The sequence below is a fragment of the Eggerthella sinensis genome (assembly GCF_003339815.1).
Classification (GTDB): Bacteria; Actinomycetota; Coriobacteriia; order Coriobacteriales; family Eggerthellaceae; genus Eggerthella; species Eggerthella sinensis.
Map to the genome: position 1 here is coordinate 179,441 of NZ_PPTT01000002.1, position 18,983 is coordinate 198,423.

General features: G+C 65.7%; 13 protein-coding genes. 4 read left to right on the forward strand and 9 right to left on the reverse strand.

Features of this window, described 5'->3' with window-relative positions; all coding sequences use genetic code 11:
• Positions 1–35: 35 nt before the first annotated feature.
• From C1876_RS01780 to argF, 5 genes are all read right to left on the reverse strand, one after another.
• Positions 36–1,211 (reverse strand): PucR family transcriptional regulator, encoded by a 1,176-nt coding sequence (locus tag C1876_RS01780; protein WP_114545012.1) that lies wholly within the window; start codon positions 1,209–1,211, stop codon positions 36–38.
• A 112-nt stretch (positions 1,212–1,323) separates the two neighbouring features.
• Positions 1,324–2,313, reverse strand: coding sequence for a hydroxyacid dehydrogenase (locus tag C1876_RS01785; RefSeq protein ID WP_114545013.1), 990 nt, complete (start codon positions 2,311–2,313; stop codon positions 1,324–1,326).
• 30 nt (positions 2,314–2,343) lie between these two features.
• The gene (locus tag C1876_RS01790; RefSeq protein ID WP_114545014.1) at positions 2,344–3,207 is read right to left on the reverse strand and encodes a dimethylarginine dimethylaminohydrolase family protein; all 864 of its coding nucleotides are present in this window, start codon (positions 3,205–3,207) and stop codon (positions 2,344–2,346) included.
• Between the two features lie 51 nt (positions 3,208–3,258).
• Positions 3,259–4,773 (reverse strand): YfcC family protein, encoded by a 1,515-nt coding sequence (locus tag C1876_RS01795; protein WP_114545015.1) that lies wholly within the window; start codon positions 4,771–4,773, stop codon positions 3,259–3,261.
• 31 nt (positions 4,774–4,804) lie between these two features.
• Positions 4,805–5,821 carry an ornithine carbamoyltransferase gene (gene argF / locus C1876_RS01800; protein ID WP_114545016.1) on the reverse strand — a complete coding sequence of 339 codons (1,017 nt, stop codon included), beginning with the start codon at positions 5,819–5,821 and terminating at the stop codon, positions 4,805–4,807.
• A 244-nt stretch (positions 5,822–6,065) separates the two neighbouring features.
• Here argF and C1876_RS01805 point away from each other — a divergent pair, with 244 nt between their 5' ends.
• Positions 6,066–7,532 (forward strand): sodium:solute symporter family protein, encoded by a 1,467-nt coding sequence (locus tag C1876_RS01805; RefSeq protein WP_114545017.1) that lies wholly within the window; start codon positions 6,066–6,068, stop codon positions 7,530–7,532.
• Here C1876_RS01805 and C1876_RS01810 read toward each other — a convergent pair.
• Both C1876_RS01810 and C1876_RS17550 read right to left on the reverse strand, forming a co-directional pair.
• Positions 7,480–8,649 carry a helix-turn-helix domain-containing protein gene (locus C1876_RS01810; RefSeq protein ID WP_170139505.1) on the reverse strand — a complete coding sequence of 390 codons (1,170 nt, stop codon included), beginning with the start codon at positions 8,647–8,649 and terminating at the stop codon, positions 7,480–7,482. The genes C1876_RS01805 and C1876_RS01810 overlap by 53 nt on opposite strands.
• 116 nt (positions 8,650–8,765) lie before the next feature.
• Positions 8,766–9,266, reverse strand: coding sequence for a hypothetical protein (locus C1876_RS17550; RefSeq protein ID WP_158544542.1), 501 nt, complete (start codon positions 9,264–9,266; stop codon positions 8,766–8,768).
• 342 nt (positions 9,267–9,608) lie between these two features.
• On the opposite strand from C1876_RS17550, the gene C1876_RS01820 reads away from it, so the two are divergent.
• Together C1876_RS01820 and C1876_RS01825 are read left to right on the forward strand one after the other, a co-directional pair.
• Positions 9,609–11,291: an MFS transporter gene (locus tag C1876_RS01820; protein ID WP_114545020.1), complete on the forward strand. Its 1,683-nt coding sequence runs from the start codon at positions 9,609–9,611 to the stop codon at positions 11,289–11,291.
• 139 nt (positions 11,292–11,430) lie between these two features.
• Entirely contained in the window at positions 11,431–13,050 is a 1,620-nt protein-coding gene (locus C1876_RS01825) for an amidohydrolase (protein WP_114545021.1), read from the forward strand.
• 230 nt (positions 13,051–13,280) lie between these two features.
• Here C1876_RS01825 and C1876_RS01830 read toward each other — a convergent pair whose 3' ends face one another.
• Positions 13,281–15,158, reverse strand: a complete 1,878-nt coding sequence (locus C1876_RS01830) for a BglG family transcription antiterminator (protein ID WP_114545022.1) — start codon at positions 15,156–15,158, stop codon at positions 13,281–13,283.
• 248 nt (positions 15,159–15,406) lie between these two features.
• Here C1876_RS01830 and C1876_RS01835 point away from each other — a divergent pair, with 248 nt between their 5' ends.
• Positions 15,407–17,035, forward strand: coding sequence for an MFS transporter (locus tag C1876_RS01835; protein WP_114545023.1), 1,629 nt, complete (start codon positions 15,407–15,409; stop codon positions 17,033–17,035).
• Positions 17,036–17,072: 37 nt separating this feature from the next.
• On the opposite strand, the gene C1876_RS01840 is transcribed toward C1876_RS01835, so the two are convergent.
• Positions 17,073–18,740: an FAD-dependent oxidoreductase gene (locus C1876_RS01840; protein WP_114545024.1), complete on the reverse strand. Its 1,668-nt coding sequence runs from the start codon at positions 18,738–18,740 to the stop codon at positions 17,073–17,075.
• Positions 18,741–18,983 lie beyond the last annotated feature (243 nt).

Sequence of the window (18,983 nt, forward strand, 5' to 3'; positions counted from 1 at the left end):
TGGGCCGCTCGTTTTGGCCGATCGGACAAGCGCGCTCAGGAGTGCAGCAGCGGGTTCGTATGGTCGAGGTACACGAGGCCCAGCAGGAACGTGAACTCGCGATCGGGAGAATCGGGCATGCCGAGCACGTCCTTCGCCTTGCGCAGGCGGTAGCGCACCGTGTTCGGATGCTGATGCAGCGCCTCGCCCGCCAGACGCACATCGCCGTAGGCGCGCGCCACCGCTTCGGCCGTCGCGGCAAGCTCGGTACCGTGAGCGTCGTCGTATTCCTCCAGCATCGCACGGTGCAGCGCGGCCGTGCGCCAGAACAGGCGGCCCTCGTACGCCGCGGCGCGGAATGCATCGTGATGCAGGTCGGCCCAGGTCACCACATCTTCGTTCTCAACCTGCGCCGTCTTCAGCGCGGCAAGCGCCTCGCGCACGCTCATGTCGCCGTCCGAAAGCGGCGTCTCCTCGCCCACGCCCAGGGACACCGACCCGGCGGTGCGCATGCGCGCCACGAGATCGCCCTCCGAGCGCGTGCGCACGCCCGCGGGCGGCTGCGCGTACGAGACGAACGTGAGCAGCGCGCCATGGTAGCGGAAGACGAACGTCGCTTCCACCACGTCCCAATCGCGCTCGAAGTCGGTCAGCACCGCGACAAGGGCATCGAAGGTGGCGTACAGCGAGCATTCGTCGAGCGACCGCGGAGCCGCGGCGATGCACTGCATGGTGGAACCCGTGGTGCCCGCAAGCTCGTACAGCGCCGCGCGCGTGGCCTGCGGGTCGTGGCCCGACAGCAGGTTGTCGAGGATGCGCCCCTTGTCGGACTCCCTCCTGTCGCGGTGGATGAGGTCGAGCGCCTGGTAGGCCACCACTTCGTGATAGGCCCCGTCGTACAGGAACAACGGCACGCCCGCTTCCTCGGCAACGGCAATCACGTGCTCGCTCACGATGGGGCGGTACACCTTCTTCAACGCGATGCCCGACACGCCGCGCGCGATGAGCACCAAAAGCGAGCGCTCGGACAGCTCCGAGTCGTCGCGCGCGAACCCCAGGTTCGTCACGATGAACTCGCCGGGGATATACGCCAGGTACCCGTTGTCCTGGTCGGGCGCACAGTCGAGGATGCCCACGTTGCGCACCTCGCGCGCACCGGCGCCGGCGCACCGCGTGATGGCCTGCACCTGCTCGAACGCCGGCAACGCCAATATGTCCGCAACCGTGATCATGGAGCCTCCTCCCGGAACCTATCGAGCCCATGATACCGCAGAAGCCGCATCGTCGCACAATCCCCCGGCCTGCCACCCCGGGCGCAGCCGCTCAGGGTGGCAAGGGACTCCCCTATACCTCGTTCACCAGCTTGAACACTTTGTCCTTCTCGCCGTTCAGGAAGTGGACGATGTTCTCGCAGCTCAAACGTTCCAAATCTTCGATGGCCGTCGTCGAGTAGAAGGCGGAGTGCGGCGTGATGATCACGTTGTCGCGCCCCACCAGCTTGTTCGTGGACAGGTCCGGCGTCTCGTCGTACAGCACGTCGGTGCCGAAGGCGCGCAGCGTGCCCGCGTCGAGCGCCGCCACGAGCGCCGCTTCGTCCACGCACCTGCCGCGCCCGAGGTTGATGAAGATGGGCTTGCGCACCATCGCGGCGAACGCGGCCTCGTCGAAGAAGTGCACGTTGTCGTCGGTCAGGCACATGTGGTTCACGATGATGTCGGCCTGTGCCAGCAGCTCGTCCTTCGTCACGCGCGTCACCGACCGCTCGGCAAACGCCACGTCGTCCACGTACGGGTCGTACGCGATCACCTTCTTCACGAGGCCCGACGCCTTCTCGGCCGTGCACTTGCCAATCTTGCCGAAGCCCACGATGCCCAGCACCTGATCTTCGAGGCGCGGCCACTGCGGCGCGGCGGCGTAATCCCACTTGTGGCGCTCGTCGATTTCCTTCTGGTAGAACTTGAAGTGCTTGTTGAGCGCGTTCATGTACGCGATGGCGCTCTCCGACACGTCCCACGTGCAGTACTCGCCGATGGGGCACACGCCAATGCCGCGTTTCGTGGCCTCTTCCAGGTCCACCTGGTCGTAGCCCGTGGAGTTGAGCGACACCACCTTGAGCCGGGGGGCGCGGTCCATCGCTTCGGCGTCCACCGTGACGAACGCCGTGAGCAGCGCGTCGGCGTCGGCCAGATGCTCGTAGAACTCGTCGCGCTTGTCTTCCTGGTACTCGTACACCTCGACCTCCACGTCGGGACCGAGACCCGCTTGCAGGGTCTCGGTTTCCAGCGTGTGGTCGGGCATCATGGAGTCAGGATGATCGCAAATCAAAACCTTCATGAGTGCCCTGCCTTTCAATCGCGCCGTGCGTTACGGACGCTCGATGGGCTGCGTGAGGCAGTGGGGGCCGCCGCCCGCATGCAGAATCTGGTCGAGCGGCACGTCGATGACGTCGATGCCCAGCGCGCGCATCTTGTCGTTGATGTGCTTGTTCTTCTCGATGGCGATGACCTTGCCGTCGCCGATGCACTGCACGTTGCAGCCGTGCTTGTACATGTCCTCGCTGGCCACAGGGATAAGCTCGAAGTTGCGGCGCTTGAGCATTTGGAGGAAGTTGTACGGCAGCTGGTCGATGCAGGCCAGCGCCACCTGCGGGGCCACGATGTTGAAGATCATGTCGAGGTGCAGGTTGTCGGGCGGGCACGGCACGCCCACCACGGTGTAGCCGAACTTCTGCAGCTGGTCGCGCAGGTTGTCCACGCCGGCCTGGTCGGTGCGGTCCACCTGGCCCCATGCCAGCGTGTGCTCGTCGATCATCCAGAAGTCGCCGCCCTCCATGCAGCCGGCGTTCACGCGGGCCACGATGGGCACGCCCATCTCCTTGAGCTTGTTCTCGTAGGCCACGGCCTCAACCTGGCGGACGGGATGGCGGAAGTGGCCGATCACGGCGCCTTCCTTGATCATGCAGCCGTAGTCGCGGGCGAAGGTCATCACCTCGAACTCGGGGCGCGCCTCCACTTCCACCACCTCGATGCCGTTGGCCTTGTAGGCGTCCACGAGCATCTGCCACTCGGCCACCATGACGTCGTTCTTCTCCTGGTCGCCCTTCTTCATCCACTCGGCGGTGATCACGTTGATGCCGTTGAACTGGTAGTACCGCGGCGAGCACATCATCACTTTCTTGAGGGGGTTCGTTGCGTTCGATACGTAGATCTTCTCTTCTGACTCAGCCATGACAGGCTCCTTTCATTGACGGATTGGTTGGAACGAACAGCGTGCGAAGGCTTACAGCATCACGGCCACGCACAGGAACACGCAGCACACGACGAAAAGGAAGCCCACGATGGGAACGGCCTTCTTCACCCAGTCGCCGTAGCTCATGTGGGCGGCCGAGGTGCAGGTCATCACCACGATCGACGTTGGCGCGATCATCTTGGCCAGCCCCAGGGCCATGCAGTAGATGGTCACCATGATGGCCACGTCCACCCCGGCGAACTGCGACAGCGAGGCCATGATGCCCATGGTGGCCGCCGCCAAGCCGGTGGAGGAAGGAATGAGGCACGCGATAAGGAAGTAGCAGATCAGCGCCACGATCACGAAGGCCACGGGAGGCAGGGACGACAGCGTGCTCTCGCACATGTGCAGGATGGTGGGCGTGATCTGCCCGCCGTCCATCACCACCTGGATGCCTCGCGCCAGCGGCACGACGAAGGCGGTGGACACGAGCCCGGCAGCGCCCTTCACCAGCGTGTCGATGATTTTGTCGGCCTTGTAGCGCATGATCACGCCGGTGAGCAGGGTCATCACCATCACCAGCATGGCGATTTCAGGGAAGTACCACGAGCCGAACGGCGTGATGTCGGCGCCCAGCACCTCGCGCAGCACCGGCGTGACACCGATCCATGCCACGAACTCTTCGAAGAACGTCCAATCGGGGTTGATGGACGTCCAGGGAACGCAGCCGACGATCATGATGGCGAACGTGAGGACGAAGATGACGAGCGCGCCCTTCTGACGTCCCGACAGCGTGAGGTCGTCGTTGGCGGAAACGGGGAACTCGGCCAGGTCCTCTTTGCGGCGGAAGAACTGCACCGACTTCTCGGGGTGCGCCTTGATCTTGTCCGCGTAGCGGTTGATGATGAGGATGACGAGCGCCGTGAACACCACGAGCATCAGCACGCGCATGCCCATGCCGTCGCCGGCCGAGATGCCCGCGATGCCCGACGCGATGCCCGTGGCGAACGGGTTCACCGTCGATGCGAGGCAGCCCGCTTGCGTGCCCAACACCACGATCATGATGGCCACCACGGTGTCGAGGCCCAGGGCCAAGATCACCGGCACGAACATGAGGAAGTACACGATGCCCTCTTCGTAGGCGCCCTCCAAGGTTCCGAGGAACGCCATGATGCACACGAGGATGGCGATGAGCAGGTGCATGTTGTTCTGGTTCTTCATGGTGATGCGCTTGAGCGCCGTCTTCACCGCACCGGTTTCCTCCATCATCTCGAGGAAGCTGCCGAACAGCAGAATGGTGAGCGAGATGGCGATGGCGCCGCTGATGGCACCCGAACCCAGCATGCCCGTGATGGGCGCCATGAACACGTCCCAGATGCCCTGCGGGTTGGATTCGACGATGTGGTACGTCCCCGAGATGGCATCGCCGTTGGCGTTCAGCTCGTACGCGCCGCCGGGAACGAACCAGCTCAGCACCGCGATAAAGCAAATGACCCCGAACAGGATGACGTAGGTGTTGGGCATCTTGAATTTCTTCTTGCCCTGGGCCGGCTCTTTGTCCGACATGAAAGCTCCTCTCCTTGGCAGATCAGATACCCTACACGCGCGGGATGTACAGGTTGCCCAGCGTAGCGGCCATGATGGCCTTGATGGTGTGCATGCGGTTCTCGGCCTGCTCGAACTGGCGGCCGTGATCGGAGTAGAACACCTCGTCGGTGACTTCCATCTCCTTGACGCCGAAGCGCTCGGCCATGTCGGCGGCGTATTCGGTCTCCGCGTTGTGGAAGGCCGGCAGGCAGTGCAGGAAGATGTAGTCGGGGTTCTTCACGTGGGACAGCAGCTCGGCGTTCACCTGGTAGGGCGACATGAGCTTCACGCGCTCGGCGAACTGGGATTCCTCGCCCATGGCGGCCCACACGTTCGTGTAGATGGCGTCGGCGTTCTCAACGGCCTCGATGGGGTCGTTCGTCACCGTGATGCGCGCGCCGCTCTCGGCGGCGAAGGACTGCGCCAGCTCGAGGATGGCCGGATCGGGCTCGAGTTCCTTCGGCGTGGCGTTGTAGTAGTTCACGCCCAGAATGGCGCTCGTGATCATGAGGGAGTTCTGCACGTTGTTGCGACCCTGCCCGCAGTAGGCCAGCGTGAGGCCCTCGAGCTTGCCGAAGTTCTCCTTCATGGTCATGAAGTCGGCCAGCATCTGCGTGGGATGCTCCTTGTCGGTGAGGCCGTTCCATACCGGCACGCCGCTGTACTTCGCGAGGTCCTCCACGTGCTCCTGCTTGAAGCCGCGGAATTCGATGCCGTCGAACATGGAGCCCAGCACGAGCGCCGTGTCGCGCACCGTTTCCTTCTTGCCCAGCTGGATGTCGTTCTTGCCCAGGTACTCGGGATGCGCGCCGAGGTCGATGCACGCCGTGGTGAAGGCGGCACGCGTGCGGGTGGACGTCTTCTCGAACAAGAGCGCGATGTTCTTGCCCGCGAGGTAGTGGTGCTCGATGTTCTGCTTCTTCATCTCCTTGAGATGCTCGGCGAACCCGATGAGATACATCAGCTCGTCTTTCGTGTAGTCCCTCGTGGAGAGGAGGCTGCGTCCCTGGAATACCGACTCGGTCATGTGATGCTCCTTTCGATGGATGCCCCTTGCGCCCTATTCCCCGACGGACGTCACGCCTGATCGGTGCGACCCCTCTTGGCAGGCCAGGTACTGCAAGCATCATACGGAACGCGTCCGGCACCCCCGTATGGACAGGTGGACAAATCCCAAGCCGCTCGCTTTGTCCACCTGAACAACGGGCGGCAAAGCTCCTCACTTTAGGATACAGGCGAGGCGGGTTCTTCCTAAGAAGTGGGGGTCGCGTATGGTTTTGTCACCGATCGACTACGTCATCATCGCGCTGTATTTCATCGTCATCGTATCCGTCGGGTTCGTTGCCATGAGGTTCACCAAGACGAAAGAGGACTACCTGGTAGCGGGCAGACGCTTATCGTTTCCCCTGTTCTTCGGCTGTATGGCCGCGCTCGCACTGGGCGGCGGCTCCACCGTGGGAAGCGCCCAGCTGGGCTACGAGTACGGGTTCGGCGGCATCTGGCTCAACCTGAGCATCGGCCTGGGGCTCATCCTGGCCGGCTTCCTCGTCACGAGCAAGCTGTCGCGCCTGCGCGCGCTCAGCGTGAACGAGGTGGTGGAAAGCAGCTACGGGCCCACGGCGCGCATCTTCAGCTCGGTGCTCACGCTCGTGTACACGCTCACGCTCAGCGTGGTGCAGGTCATCTCCATCGGCACCATCATCAACGGCGTGCTGGGGCTGAACGCCACGCTGTCCATGGTGCTGGGCGGCGGCATCGTCATCGTGTACACCATGGTGGGAGGCATGTGGTCGGTGACCATGACCGACATCGTGCAGTTCGTGGTGAAAACCATCGGCATCCTCATCCTGGCGCCCCTCTTCTGCATTTCGGCCGCGGGCGGCTGGGACGCGCTCATGGCGAAGGTGCCCGAGGCGTTTCTCTCGGCGGGCAGCATGGGCTTCGACAAGAGCTTCGCCTACGTGGTGCTGTACGTGCCGGGGCTCATCATCGGACAGGACATCTGGCAGCGCATCTTCACCGCCAAGAACGAGAAGGTGTCGAAGCGCGGCACCATCGGCGCGGGCATCTACAGCATCCTGTACGCGTTCGCCACCGTCATCATCGGCATGAGCGTGGCCGTGCTGCTGCCCCACCTCGACAATTCGCAGAACTCGTTCGTGACGGGCATCGCCACCTTCCTGCCCGTGGGCGTGCGCGGCCTCGTGTTGGCCGCGGCCATGGCGGCCACGATGTCGGTGTCGAGCGGCACCATCCTGGCGTCCTCCACCATCCTGTACAACGACCTGTTCCTGCGCTTCGTGCGCGCGCGGCCGCGCGCGACGGGAGGGACGCGCGGGTCGGGCGGCATGAGCGAGGTGAACGTCACGCGCGCGTTCGCGGCACTCATCGGCGTCGTGGTCATGGTGTGCTCGCTGTGGATCAACGACGTGCTGGTGGGCATCGACATCAGCTACGGCTACCTGTCGGGCTGCGTGTTCGTGCCGCTCGTGGCCAGCTTCGTGTTGAAGCGGTTCAGCCCGAAGGCCGGGCTGTACGCGCTCGGCGTGAGCGCCGTGGTGGTGACGGGATGCTTCCTCACGCTGGGCACCGCGAGCTCGATTCCCATCGTGGCGGGCATGGCCTCGGGCCTCGTGACGTACGCGGGCGTGAACCTGGCAAGCAAGCAGAAGGCGGCCTCGCCGTTCAGCGACGAGGAGCGTCCAGCTCCGGAAGAAACACCAGGCCGAGAAGTCTGATGAACAGCTTGTCGTCCTCGTGGGGAACGCCCAGGACGGCCTTCATCTTGCGCATGCGGTAGCGCACGGTGTTGGGGTGCTGATGCAGCTCCTCCGCGATGGACTTCACGTCGCCATGGTGGTCGACGAGGGCCTCGGCCGTGCGCAAGAGCTCGGTGCCGTGCTCTTCGTCGTAGCCGGCCAGCATGGAGCGGTACAGCGCGCTTGCGCTCATGAACAGGCGATCCGCCTGCGCCGCGCTTGCGAACGCCGACAGGTGGAGCCCCGAGAAGCGCACGAGGTGCTCGCCGTGGCGCTTCGCCGCGCCCGCGGCCGCCAACGCTTGGCGGATGCCCAGGTCGCCGTCGCTCAGCAGCACCGGCTCGCTCACGCCCGCATGCAGGCTGCCCTCCGCCGAGGCCAACGACACGCAGCGCTGCTCGGCCGCGGCGCGCTCGCTCTCGGCCACCGAGCCGTACGACACGAACGCCAGGATGTGCTCGTGGTAGCGGCAGACGCGCGCCGACTCGATGGCGGCGCAGGCCTCCTTCGCCGAAGCGAGCACCGCGGACACCGCGTCGAGCATGGCGTAGAACGAGCACGTATCGCCGGCGCGCAGGGCGAACGCGAAGCACTGCAGCGTCGAGCCCGTCACGCCCACGAGCGCGCTCAGCTTCGTGCGCATGCGGTCGCCGTCGTGCGTGGTGAGCAGCTCGTCGAGCGCCTTGCCCTTGTCCAGCTCCTCGCGGTCGCGCCGGATGAGGTCGAGCGACTGGTACGCCACCGTCTCGTGGTACGCCCCGTCGTACACGTACAGGGGCACGCCGCGCGCCGTGCTTTCGGCGCGCACGGCATCGCTGATGGGAGGCTCGTACACGGTTTTGATGGCGATGGCGGCCACGTCGCGACGCAGCATGGCCAGAAGCGACTTCTCCGCCATCCCCGGGTTGCCGAAGGCGAAGCCGAGGTTCGTCAGGATGAGCTCGCCGGACTTGTACACGCTGTACTCGTTGTAGTCGGGAGGGCAATCGAGGATGCCCACGTTGCGCACCTCGCGCCGCTCCGCCCCCTCGCACGGGGCGGCAAGCTCCACGTTCTCAAACGCCGGCAACGCGATGATGTCCGCAACAGTGACCACGGGGCCTCCTCCACTATCCTCTAAGAAGATGCGACGCGTGCCATGATACCGCATCGAGGAAGCCCGCAGGGCGAGGCGCGGGCGCAGAGCGAGCGCAGACGGACGTGCGCAGCCGCTTAGCCGCGCACCACGTACGAGATGGTGAGGAACCCGGAGCACGCGCCGATGACCGCGCACACGCAGCCCTTGAGCGCCATCATGGGAATGAAGGGAAGGGGCAGCGGCAGCACAAGTCCCACGACGAGCGCGAGCGCCGCGCCCACCGCAACGGCGAGCACCGCCGCTATCACGCCGAGCACGAGCATGCCGCCCACGTACGAGCGCGGCATGAGGCGCGCCACCGACGGCAGCGTCGCGGGAGGCGCGAACCGGTTCGCCTTCAAGTCGTTGCGCGTCAGCGGCACCACGCAGGCGAACAGGATGATGCCCAGGATGAGCCCCGTGAGCGCCAAATCGAAGAGGATGTCGGGCAAACCGAACACCACCTCGGGCGATCCGGCGTGCATGGCGGCGAACACGCCTGCGTTGACAATGCCGTTGATCAGGCCGTATCCGATGATGCACTTGTTCGCGGCGTACGACGAAAACGTTTTCTGAGCCATTGCGGAAACCTCCATGGAAGCACCCTCCTCTTCGTGGTGAACGCACCGCATTATAGGAAGCGCATACGGGGTCCCGCAGATGAACCCTTGCCGGAGATCCGGCACCACCAGCGGTAACGCTTCGGCGCACCGGGCGTGCGCACCGAGGTGCCGCCGCGCACGCAAGCCTATCAACCGCCTCCCCACCTGGCACGATGCCGCTGCGTTTCGCGCGGCCGCAGCGCTGCCTTCCGCACGCTCCGCGTTCCGGAGCTCCGTCGTTTTGCCGTTGCTCCGGTAGCGATTCTGCCAAGCCCGTGACACCGCGTCATTACAATGAGCGCCAGCAGACCCACTGCACGCAGACAAGGAGGAAGCATGAAACAGAACAACCCCGCAGCACCAGCGGAGAAGGGCGTCGAGAAGTTCCTCGTCCTTCCCATCCTCGTGCTCATCATGGCTCAGATGGGGACGTCGGGAGACAACGGCGCGCTCGGCCTGGCCAACACCGAGCTCGTCACCATCCTGGGGGCCACCACCCCCGACATCCAGTTGGCGAACATGGTGTACTCGCTCATGGCCGGCGCCTTCATGATTGCCGGCGGCCTTATGGGCACCATCATCGGCTGGAAGAAGAACTTCCGCATGGGCGCTGCCCTGTGCGCCGCAGGCGAGCTGGTCATGGCGCTGTCGCCGAACATGACGGTCTTCATTTGGGGAGGCCGCATCCTCGTCGGATTCGGAGCCAGCTTCATGATCCCCTCGGTGCTGGGACTCATCCCCCACATCTACCACGGCAAGAACCGCATGCTCGCGTTCGGCTGCATCGGCGCCGCGTCGGGCCTGTCGGCGTTTCTGCCGCTGTTCCTGGGCATCGTCATGCAGGTGGGCGGCTTCCGCGTCACCTACACCGTGCTGGCCGTGTACTTCGTGCTCGTACTGGTCATGTCGCTGAAGATCCCGGCTATCGAAAAGTCGCATGAGAAGCTCAAGTTCGACGGCCTGGGCACGGGTCTGGCCGCCATCGGCCTGTTCCTGTTCCTCATCGGCCTGTCCCGCATCTCGGCCTGGGGCCTCATCGAGCCCTTCGCCGACGCGCCCTTCACCATCTTCGGCATTTCGCCGGCGCTGCCCATGGCGGCCCTCGGCCTCATCGTGCTCGTCGTGCTCGTGTTCGTGGAGAAGCGCGTTGAGGCGAAGAACGGCATCGCCCTGCTGCCGCAGTCGTTCCTCAAGACCCCGCAGGTACGCGCCGGCCTCATCGCCTCGGCCATCACGTTCTTCTTCATGGGCCTGCAGGCCATTCTGCTGTCGCCCTACCTGCAGCTCGTCGCCGGATGGTCGCCCGTGCTCATGGGCGTGTCGGCCCTGGCCGTGGGCATTCCCACGTTCCTGTTCTCGATGGGCATTCCCAAGTTCATCCCGAACGCCAACCCGCGCCGCGTCATCCAAATCGGCTACTGCGTCATGGCGCTGGCCTTCATTCCCATGGGCCTGTCGCTGCAGGGCAGCACGGTCACCCCGCTCATGTGGGTGGGCCTGGCCGTGGCCGGCGCCGGTGCCGGCATCGTGAGCTCGCACACGAACAACATCGTGGCGCTGGCCGTGAACGAGCGCGACGCCTCGCAGTCGGGCGGCATCCAAACCACCATGCGCAACGTGGGCCAGGCCATCGGCGTGGCGGCCGTGGGCGCCGTGCTGCTGTTCGGTATCACCTCGAACATCAACGCCGCCATGGACGCCAACCCCACCATCACCCCCGCGGTGCGCCAGGCCGTGTCGGAGCGCAACCTCACGCTCATGGGCGACACGCAGTTCGAGCAGGCCATCGCCGACATCCCCATGACCGACACCGAGAAGAGCGAGCTTGTGGCCATCAACTCCCAGGCGCGCGTCAACTCCACCATCACGGGCTACGGCGTGTCCGCCGTGGTCATCCTCGCCGGCCTCATCACCACGCGCTGGATCACCGTCTTCCGCAAGGAAGAGGAGACCGAAGCCGTGCCCGCCGCCGCACCTTCCGCCATCGACGACGAGGACTTCGCTCCTACGCCCGCCTGATGCCCCACCCCGCGGGCGCCCTTTCCCCGGGGGCGCCCGCCCTCGAAAACAGCACCATAATCGCAACGTTTGCGGGTGGGATGACACCCCACCCGTTTCTTTTGCCCTACCCTGGTACCCAACTGCGTGAGGAGACCCCATGACCAAGCTCTTGCACAACGCGACGTTCTACTCCATGACCGCCGAGGGCGATTGCGCCGAAGCGCTCGTCGTCGCCGACGACGGCACCATCTCCTTCATCGGATCGCTTGAAGACGCCCGCACCGCCGCCCCCGACGCCGAAGCGGTGGACCTCGAGGGCGCCACCGTGCTGCCCGGCTTCATCGACCCGCACGGCCACTTCACCGGCGCCATGCAGTACGCCCTGTACGCCGACTTGTCCGCCTGCACGTCGTTCGCCGACATCGAGCAGCGCATGCGGGAGTTCATGGAAGCGCGCCGCATCGGCCCCGACGGCGTGGTCATGGCCACCGGCTACGATCAGAACGCGCTGGCCGAAGGGCGCCACCCCGACAAGAGCGTGCTCGACGCCGTGTCCACCGACGTGCCGCTCATCGCCATTCACGCCTCGAACCACATGGCCGTGGCGAACAGCGCGCTGCTCAAGCTGGCCGGCATCGACGCCTCCACCCCCGACCCCGAGGGCGGCCGCTTCGGCCGCGTCGAAGGCACGAACGAGCCCGACGGGTACGCCGAGGAACCCGCCGCCATCAACCGCCTGTTCGTCGTCACGCAGCCGCGCATGAACCTCGATTTGGCCTCCATCGCCGACGACATGCAGCTCGTGTACCTCGAGCACGGCATCACCACCTGCCAGGACGGGGCTACGCCGGCCTCCATGGCCGACGAGCTGTGCAAGCTTGCCGACAGCGGCAAGCTCAAGCTCGACGTGGTGGCCTACCCCATGCACGGCGAAGACGTGGACGCCATGCTGGAGCGGCACGCCGATTTCGACAGCCCGAACTACCGCGGCCACCTGCGTTTCGGCGGCCTCAAGATGTTCCTGGACGGCTCGCCGCAGGGGCTCACCGCCTGGATGACCGAGCCCTACGTGCGCGGCCCCGAGGGCGAGGACGACTGGGTGGCCTACGGCACCATGACCGACGAGGACGCGCTCGCCTTCGCGCGCAAGGCCGTGGACAGCTCGCACCAGCTGCTGTGCCACGCGAACGGCGATGCGGCCTCCGACCAGCTGCTGCGCGTGTACGCCGCCGCGGTGGAGGCGTCCGACAACCCGCGCAAGCACGAGCTGCGACCGGTGATGATCCACTGCCAGACGGCGCGCGCCGACCAGTACGAGCGCATGGCCGAGCTGGGCATGATCCCGTCCATCTTCTCGTCGCACATCTGGTATTGGGGCGACATCCACCTGCGCAACTTCGGCCCCGAGCGCGGCGGCCGCATCAGCGCCTGCGGCGACGCCGCCCGGTGCGGCCTGCCCTTCACGCTGCACACCGACACCCCCGTGCTGCGCCCCAACCTGCTCGAAGCCGCCTGGTGCGCCGTGAACCGCGTAACGAAGAAGGGCGCGCAGCTCGACGAGGACCAGAAGGTCACCGTGTACGAGGCCCTCTGCGCCATCACGAAGAACGGCGCCTACCAATACGGCGAAGAGGCCCGCAAAGGCACCCTCGAAGTCGGCAAGCTGGCCGACTTGGCAATACTCGATCGCGACCCGTTCAAGGAAGAGCCCGAGAACCTGCGAGAAGTGCGCGTAGCAGCAACGCTAAAGGAAGGAAACGAGGTGTACAGGGGGTAGAGCGAGAGGGGGAGGAAGGGGAAAGGCGGAGGGGGGCTGCGAGCCCCCCTCCGCCTTTCCCCTTCCTCCTGGCGCGCCTGACGGCGCGCATAGTCGGCGACGCTTCGCGCGCCGACCAGCAATCCCGCAGGTCACCCCGCGGCGCGCACGCCCCGCACAACCCGCACGCACCCCGGCGCGCCAATAGGGAAGAGAATCCCCCCATGCAAAAACGCGAGGAACCCCTCCCCCTACTCCGGGAAATTCCCGAAGAAATCGTCGTCGTCCACGGTGTCGGCTATGTCGGCGTGGGCTTCGAGGACGCGCTTGAAGCGTTCGGTGGCGGGGGTGAGGTCGCCGCGGTCGCTCAGGGGGACCAGCAGCACGGCGGCCATGGAGCAGTGCTTCCCGAACGCCTGCGCGTCGCCCTCCATCTGGTACAACACGGCACGGGTGCGCCGCACGCCGCTGCAGCACAGGGGCAGCACGAGCGTGCGCCCCTTCACGAACCACAGCGTTTCGAACAGCCACACGAACCGCTCGTACGTCAGGTCGATTTCCCCGTCCTCCACCAGGCCGTCGTACAGGCTGCGCACCACGCTCACGCCCTTCAGGCCGCGCTTGAGCTTGCGATGCACCCACGGCAGCCCCGTCTCGTGCCCGCTCTTCCACAGCGGGATGGCCGCCACGATGCGCTCGATGTCGCGCTCGTCAACCGTGCTCGACACCACCACCGAAGGGAAGTCCACCGCCAGCGGCTCGAACGAGATGAGGAAGTCGAAGCGGTCGAACAGCCCGCTGCTCGACTTCGTGCACGCCATCTGCACCTCGTCCTCGGTGACGATATCGGCCACGCGCACCTTCGACACCAGCTTCTCAATGCGGCGCTTGCCGTACAGCGCCAGGTCGATGCCGCAGTTCACCACCAGGCCGGCACGGTACCGGCGCTGATAATCCACCTGCTCCAGGTACTCGAGCAGCACGAGCACGATGCGGGCGTAATCCGATCCGTGCAAGCTCGCCTCGCGCACCGGCGCCACATCCACGAGCACCGACGACAGCAGGCAGAAGCTGTCCATGGTGTCGTACTTCACCGCCAGCTCGTTGGGATTGCTGATGGTGAACCCGCACGCACGGCGCGTCAACCCGCTTTCCACGAGAATGCCCAGCGGCTTCACGTACGACGCCGACACCTCGCTTTGGAAGCTGTCGGCCAGCGCCCGCACAATCTCGCGCGCGATGTCGAGCGCATGCTCGTCGGGCACGTACTGCTCCATGAGCTTCGAGCTCCATTGCCAGGTGCAGCAGTCGGCCATGTCTTGCAGCAGATGCATTTCGGCCAGCGACACCGTGATGCCGAAGTGCCGCTCGAGCCGCGTGCGCATGTCCGCGAAGCACGGCGACAGCACGCGATGGCTCGTGTGCGTCATGATGGTGTACCCCAGGCGAATGCGCGCGACCGCTATTTTCAGGTACACGGTGAGCTGCCACTGCGCATTGCTCGAGAAGCGGAAGCCGAGCGACTCCTGCGCCTCGTCGATGCAGCGCTCGTAGAAGGTTTGATCGTACTCGCTCACGCCCTCCCCCGTCAGCGACGGTTCGATGCGCTGTTTGATGGCGCGCGCCGAAAACGAGAACAGCACCGACATGACGAAGCCGCGCACCACCCATTCGGCCCCTTCGAGCGTGATGCTGCGCCCGGTGGTCAGCGCGATGCCGTAGGGCGAAAGCGTGCGCTGCCACCACCGCAGATCGGCCTGGATCTGCTGCTTGTTGGTGTACAGCCTGCGCGCGAGCGACTCGGCCGTATGCGTGCCCGGCGAGCAGGCGAACACGATCATCTCCTGGCACAGGCGCTCGAAGCGCGGCTGCATGGAGAACTCGCTCTCCTCGAGCACGCGCGCCAGGCGGTTGTCCTCGCCCTGCACGAGCACGAGCCGCAACCCGGCGCCGCGCTTGCCCACAATATGCGAGGTGAAACCCTCGTGCCGCAGAAACGTGGAAATCACCTTCGCGTCGTTGCGCACCGTCTTTTCGGAGCAGCCAAGCCGACTGGCGAAGTGATCGCACGTCTGGAACTCGCTTGCCTCAAGCAGTTCCCGCAGCAACGCTCCCTGCCTTACGTTCATCGCAAACCCCCTGCGTTCACCTCGGCGGATATGAAGCTTTGCACCTCATATTTTACGGTACGAGGTTCGCGCCGCTCCGCTCGCACAAGGTGCATCCGTTCCGGAGCAGCGGTAAACCACGCGGGCCGATCCGGCACAATTGCCGTTTCTCCGGCAATTGTCGAAGGCGGCCGTTTCGCTGCGCCGCCTACAATAAGCGAAAACACCGGATTCGCAGCTGGGGCTGCATCTCGGCTGGAGGGGTTTTCATGTCATCTCGCTCCCACATGCGCACCGCCACCGCACCCGCGAAGAGTTCGCCATCGTACGCGCCGCTCGTCGCCCTCATCCTGGCGCAAATCGGCACCACAAGCGACAACGCGGCCATGAACATCGCCGTGGCGCAACTCTCGACGGAGCTGGGCGCCTCGCTCGGCGACATCCAAGTGGCAACCACCGTGTACGCCCTCGTAGCAGGTGCCTTCATGATTGCCGGCGGCATGCTGGGCGTCGCCTGGGGTTGGCGACGCACGCTGCGCATCGGCCTCGTGCTTGCCGTCGCCGGCGAGGCGTTCGCCGCGTGCGCACCCGACATGTTGACGTTCACCTGGGGCGGGCGACTCGTCATGGGCCTGGGAGCCAGTCTCGTCACGCCCGCCGTCCTGGGATTCGTGCCCGGGCTGTTCCAGGGCCGCCGGCGCGCCATCGCGTTCGGCGCCATCGCGGGAGCGGCCGCTATCTCCACGCTCTCGCCGCTTGCGCTCGGTGCGCTCATGGACGGCACCGGATTCCGCATCACGTTCGGCGTGTTGGGCGTCTACTTCGTGCTCGTGCTGCTGAGCACCGTCCTGCTGCCGGCACTGCATGCGGAGGGCCGCAGTGCGCGGCTCGACGGCGTGGGCACGGCGCTTGCCGCGCTGGGCTTGGGCCTGTTCCTGTTCGGCGTGTCGCGCATTCCCGCCTGGGGCGTGGTGGCACCCACCACGGGCTGCCCCTTCACCTTGGCCGGCATCTCGCCCGCCCTGCCGCTGGCCGCCTGCGGTTTGGTGCTGCTCGTCGTGCTCATCCCGGTCGAGCGGCGCGTCGAGCGCGTGCACGGCAGCGCGCTCATACCGCGCGCATTCATCGAGAGCCGCCCCGTGCGCGCGGGCCTCGTCGCCGTGGCGCTGCCCTTCTTCTACATGGGCGCGCAGGGCATGGTGATCACCCCGCATCTGCAGCTCATCGCCGGGTTCACAGCGTTTCAAACCGGCATCTTCTCGCTGCTGTCGGCGCTGCCGATGTTCGTGCTGGCCACCTTCCTGCCGAAGCTCGCGCCCCACCTGTCGTCCCGCCTGCTCATCCGCGGCGGGTTCGCGACTATGGCCGCCGCGTGCGCGCTCATCGCCGCAGGCGTGACGAACGGCGGCGTGGGACCCACGCTGTACGCGGGCGTGTGCTTGGGAGGGCTTGGCGTGGGCGCGGTGAACTCGCAGGCGAACAACGCTGTGGCCTCGGCCGTGTCGGGACGCGACGCGCAGCAGTCGGGCGGCGTGCAGGGTGCGGCCCGCAACGTGGGCATGGCGCTGGGAACGGCCGCCGCGGGCACGTCGCTCTTGCTGGCGCTGTCCTTCGGCATGGCCTCCGCGCTTCCGTCCGACGCGGTGGACCCGGCCACGCGCCCGCTGTTCATCGAGCAGAGCGCCACCTTCGCAAGCGACGAGTCGTTCCTCGCCCTCATCGAGCCCTACCAGCTGCCCGCGCAGGAGGCCGACGAGCTCGTCGCCTCCCACGCCAACGTGCAAACCGAGGCCACGCAAATCACGTTCATCCTGCTCGGCCTCGTCGTGCTCGTCGGCCTCCTGGGAACGCGCCACCTCGTAGAAACCGCCGTCCCCCGCGAGCCGAGGGAAGGATAGGCCGGCTCGCGGGGGAATCGGGGTTTTGCAGGGCCGCTTACTTGCCCAGGATCGTATCGACGGCGATGCGCGAGAAGTTCACGCACTCGCTCAAGTTGCCGCCGCCCTGGTACATGTTGCACCACACCGAGCCGAACTCGCCCGACGAGTACAGGTTCGGGATGGGCTCGCCTTCCCGGTCGAGAATCTGCGCCTTCGCATTGCGCACGGGGCCGCCATCCGTGTTGATGAACTCGGGCTCGCAGCGAATCGCGTAGAAGGGCGGCTCTGCAACGGGATACTGCCAGTCGGGCGAGCGGTAGAACTGGTAGTCCACGCCCTTGTCGCAGCAATCGTTCCACACCGCGACGGTTTGCACGAGCTCGTCGGCGGGCACGTCGATGAGCGCGGCCAGCTCTTCGATGGTGTCGGCCTTCACGGCCCACCCGTCCTCCACCGGGTCGTTCTCCGTCAGCACGCCCACGCCGCCGCGCACCGCGTTCTCCATGTTGGCCTGATCGAACACGAACCAGCTGGTTGCCGGCAGCACCACGTGGGGCCACTCGCCGCCGAAGTTGTAGTGGCCGTGACGGCAGCTCGTGGTGGTGGCGATGTCAGCCTCGCCTTGAGCGTAGTCGTACCAGCTCTGCGACACGACGTAATCCACGTCCATGTAGTAGCGCCGTCCGTGCACGCCCACGGTGATGCCGTATTGCCGGCCGAGCGTGAACCACGGAGCATGCGCCGAACCGTCGAACTTCATGGCGCCGTTCCACGTGCCGGCCATCGAGTTCATGTGCCAGAAGTCGGCCCCGATGTCGGCGCATATCTTGAACCCGTCGCCCGTGTCGCAGTCGCCCGCCAGATGGTGCGCCGAAGAAATGGACAGGTAGTCCTGCAGCATTGCGGGATTGCGCTCGAAACCGCCCAGGCACATGATGACGCCCTTGTTCGCCTTCACGGCAACGGGCTTCCCGCCGTCGTCGTACACGGCGCCCAGGATGGCCTTCGTCTCGGGGTCTTGCACGAGCTGCGTGAGCGCCGCACCCGTCTTCATGGTGATGACGTCGTCGTGGCTTTGCACCGCGGACAGCATGAAGATGGACACCGTCTTCATCTCCGCACCCGAGAAGATCAAACGTCCGACGCTCGTGGACGTCTCGAACTCGGGGTACTCGGGCCAGCACGAGATGATGCTGTTGCCGCTGTATTCCGCGTCGCTGCCGCCCTCGTTCAGCAGATGAGCCTTGCCCGGCTCGAACAGGGTGAAGTCCTCCTCTTTCGCGCCGGCCTGCTTCATGAAGTCCACCGTGCTGGCCATGTAGTCGACGAAGGTCTCAAGCACGTCGTCCGGCGTGGTGGTGAACGATCCGCGCAGGTCCTTCCAGTATTTCAGGCACCCGTCCTTGTGCTCGGGGTCCGTGTAGATGACGCTGCCGCCGCTGAACGGGCTGTTGCCGCTTCCAAGGGGGCTCGTGCCCTTCTCGATGAGCAGGCAGGTTTCGCCGCTGCCCTCAAGGGCAAGCGCCACCGCAGCGCTGGCGCCCGCCAAGCCGGCACCCACCACCACGACATCGAATTCTTCGTCCCACGTCACGGTTTCGGCCGCGGCCTGCGGCGCGTCCTTCGCGCCTGCGGCGGAGCATCCCGCCAAGCCGGCCAGTGCGCCCGTTCCCGCAACGAGTGCCGCGCCCCTCAAGAAATTCCTTCTGGTAAGCTCTGACATCTCTGCCTCCTTCTCGCCGCCGCTCGGGCGGCTCCCTTGGGTTTTCCCCTGGTCAAAGCATACCGACCGCGCGCGGTGTCGGAGAAATAATGCTTTGGAGACAAGGGAGCGCGCGCCGTTTGGAGGTCATGCGCATTCGTTATGGCCCCCACAGCCCTGCGGCGCGTTTTCCCGAAGGAGGTTGGCGAAAGCCGCTCGCGACCTCGTGGTATACTGCACGCGAGGGAGCGATGCGTACGGGGA

Bases quoted from the DNA above. Each gene is read 5' to 3' on its own strand.
- C1876_RS01840 (WP_114545024.1), bottom strand. From the start codon at position 18,740: ATGTCAGAGCTTACCAGAAGGAATTTCTTGAGGGGCGCGGCACTCGTT.
- C1876_RS01830 (WP_114545022.1), bottom strand. From the start codon at position 15,158: ATGAACGTAAGGCAGGGAGCGTTGCTGCGGGAACTGCTTGAGGCAAGC.
- C1876_RS01795 (WP_114545015.1), bottom strand. From the start codon at position 4,773: ATGTCGGACAAAGAGCCGGCCCAGGGCAAGAAGAAATTCAAGATGCCC.
- C1876_RS01780 (WP_114545012.1), bottom strand. From the start codon at position 1,211: ATGATCACGGTTGCGGACATATTGGCGTTGCCGGCGTTCGAGCAGGTG.
- C1876_RS01820 (WP_114545020.1), top strand. From the start codon at position 9,609: ATGAAACAGAACAACCCCGCAGCACCAGCGGAGAAGGGCGTCGAGAAG.
- C1876_RS01790 (WP_114545014.1), bottom strand. From the start codon at position 3,207: ATGGCTGAGTCAGAAGAGAAGATCTACGTATCGAACGCAACGAACCCC.
- C1876_RS01785 (WP_114545013.1), bottom strand. From the start codon at position 2,313: ATGAAGGTTTTGATTTGCGATCATCCTGACTCCATGATGCCCGACCAC.
- C1876_RS17550 (WP_158544542.1), bottom strand. From the start codon at position 9,266: ATGGAGGTTTCCGCAATGGCTCAGAAAACGTTTTCGTCGTACGCCGCG.
- C1876_RS01835 (WP_114545023.1), top strand. From the start codon at position 15,407: ATGTCATCTCGCTCCCACATGCGCACCGCCACCGCACCCGCGAAGAGT.
- C1876_RS01825 (WP_114545021.1), top strand. From the start codon at position 11,431: ATGACCAAGCTCTTGCACAACGCGACGTTCTACTCCATGACCGCCGAG.
- argF (WP_114545016.1), bottom strand. From the start codon at position 5,821: ATGACCGAGTCGGTATTCCAGGGACGCAGCCTCCTCTCCACGAGGGAC.
- C1876_RS01805 (WP_114545017.1), top strand. From the start codon at position 6,066: ATGGTTTTGTCACCGATCGACTACGTCATCATCGCGCTGTATTTCATC.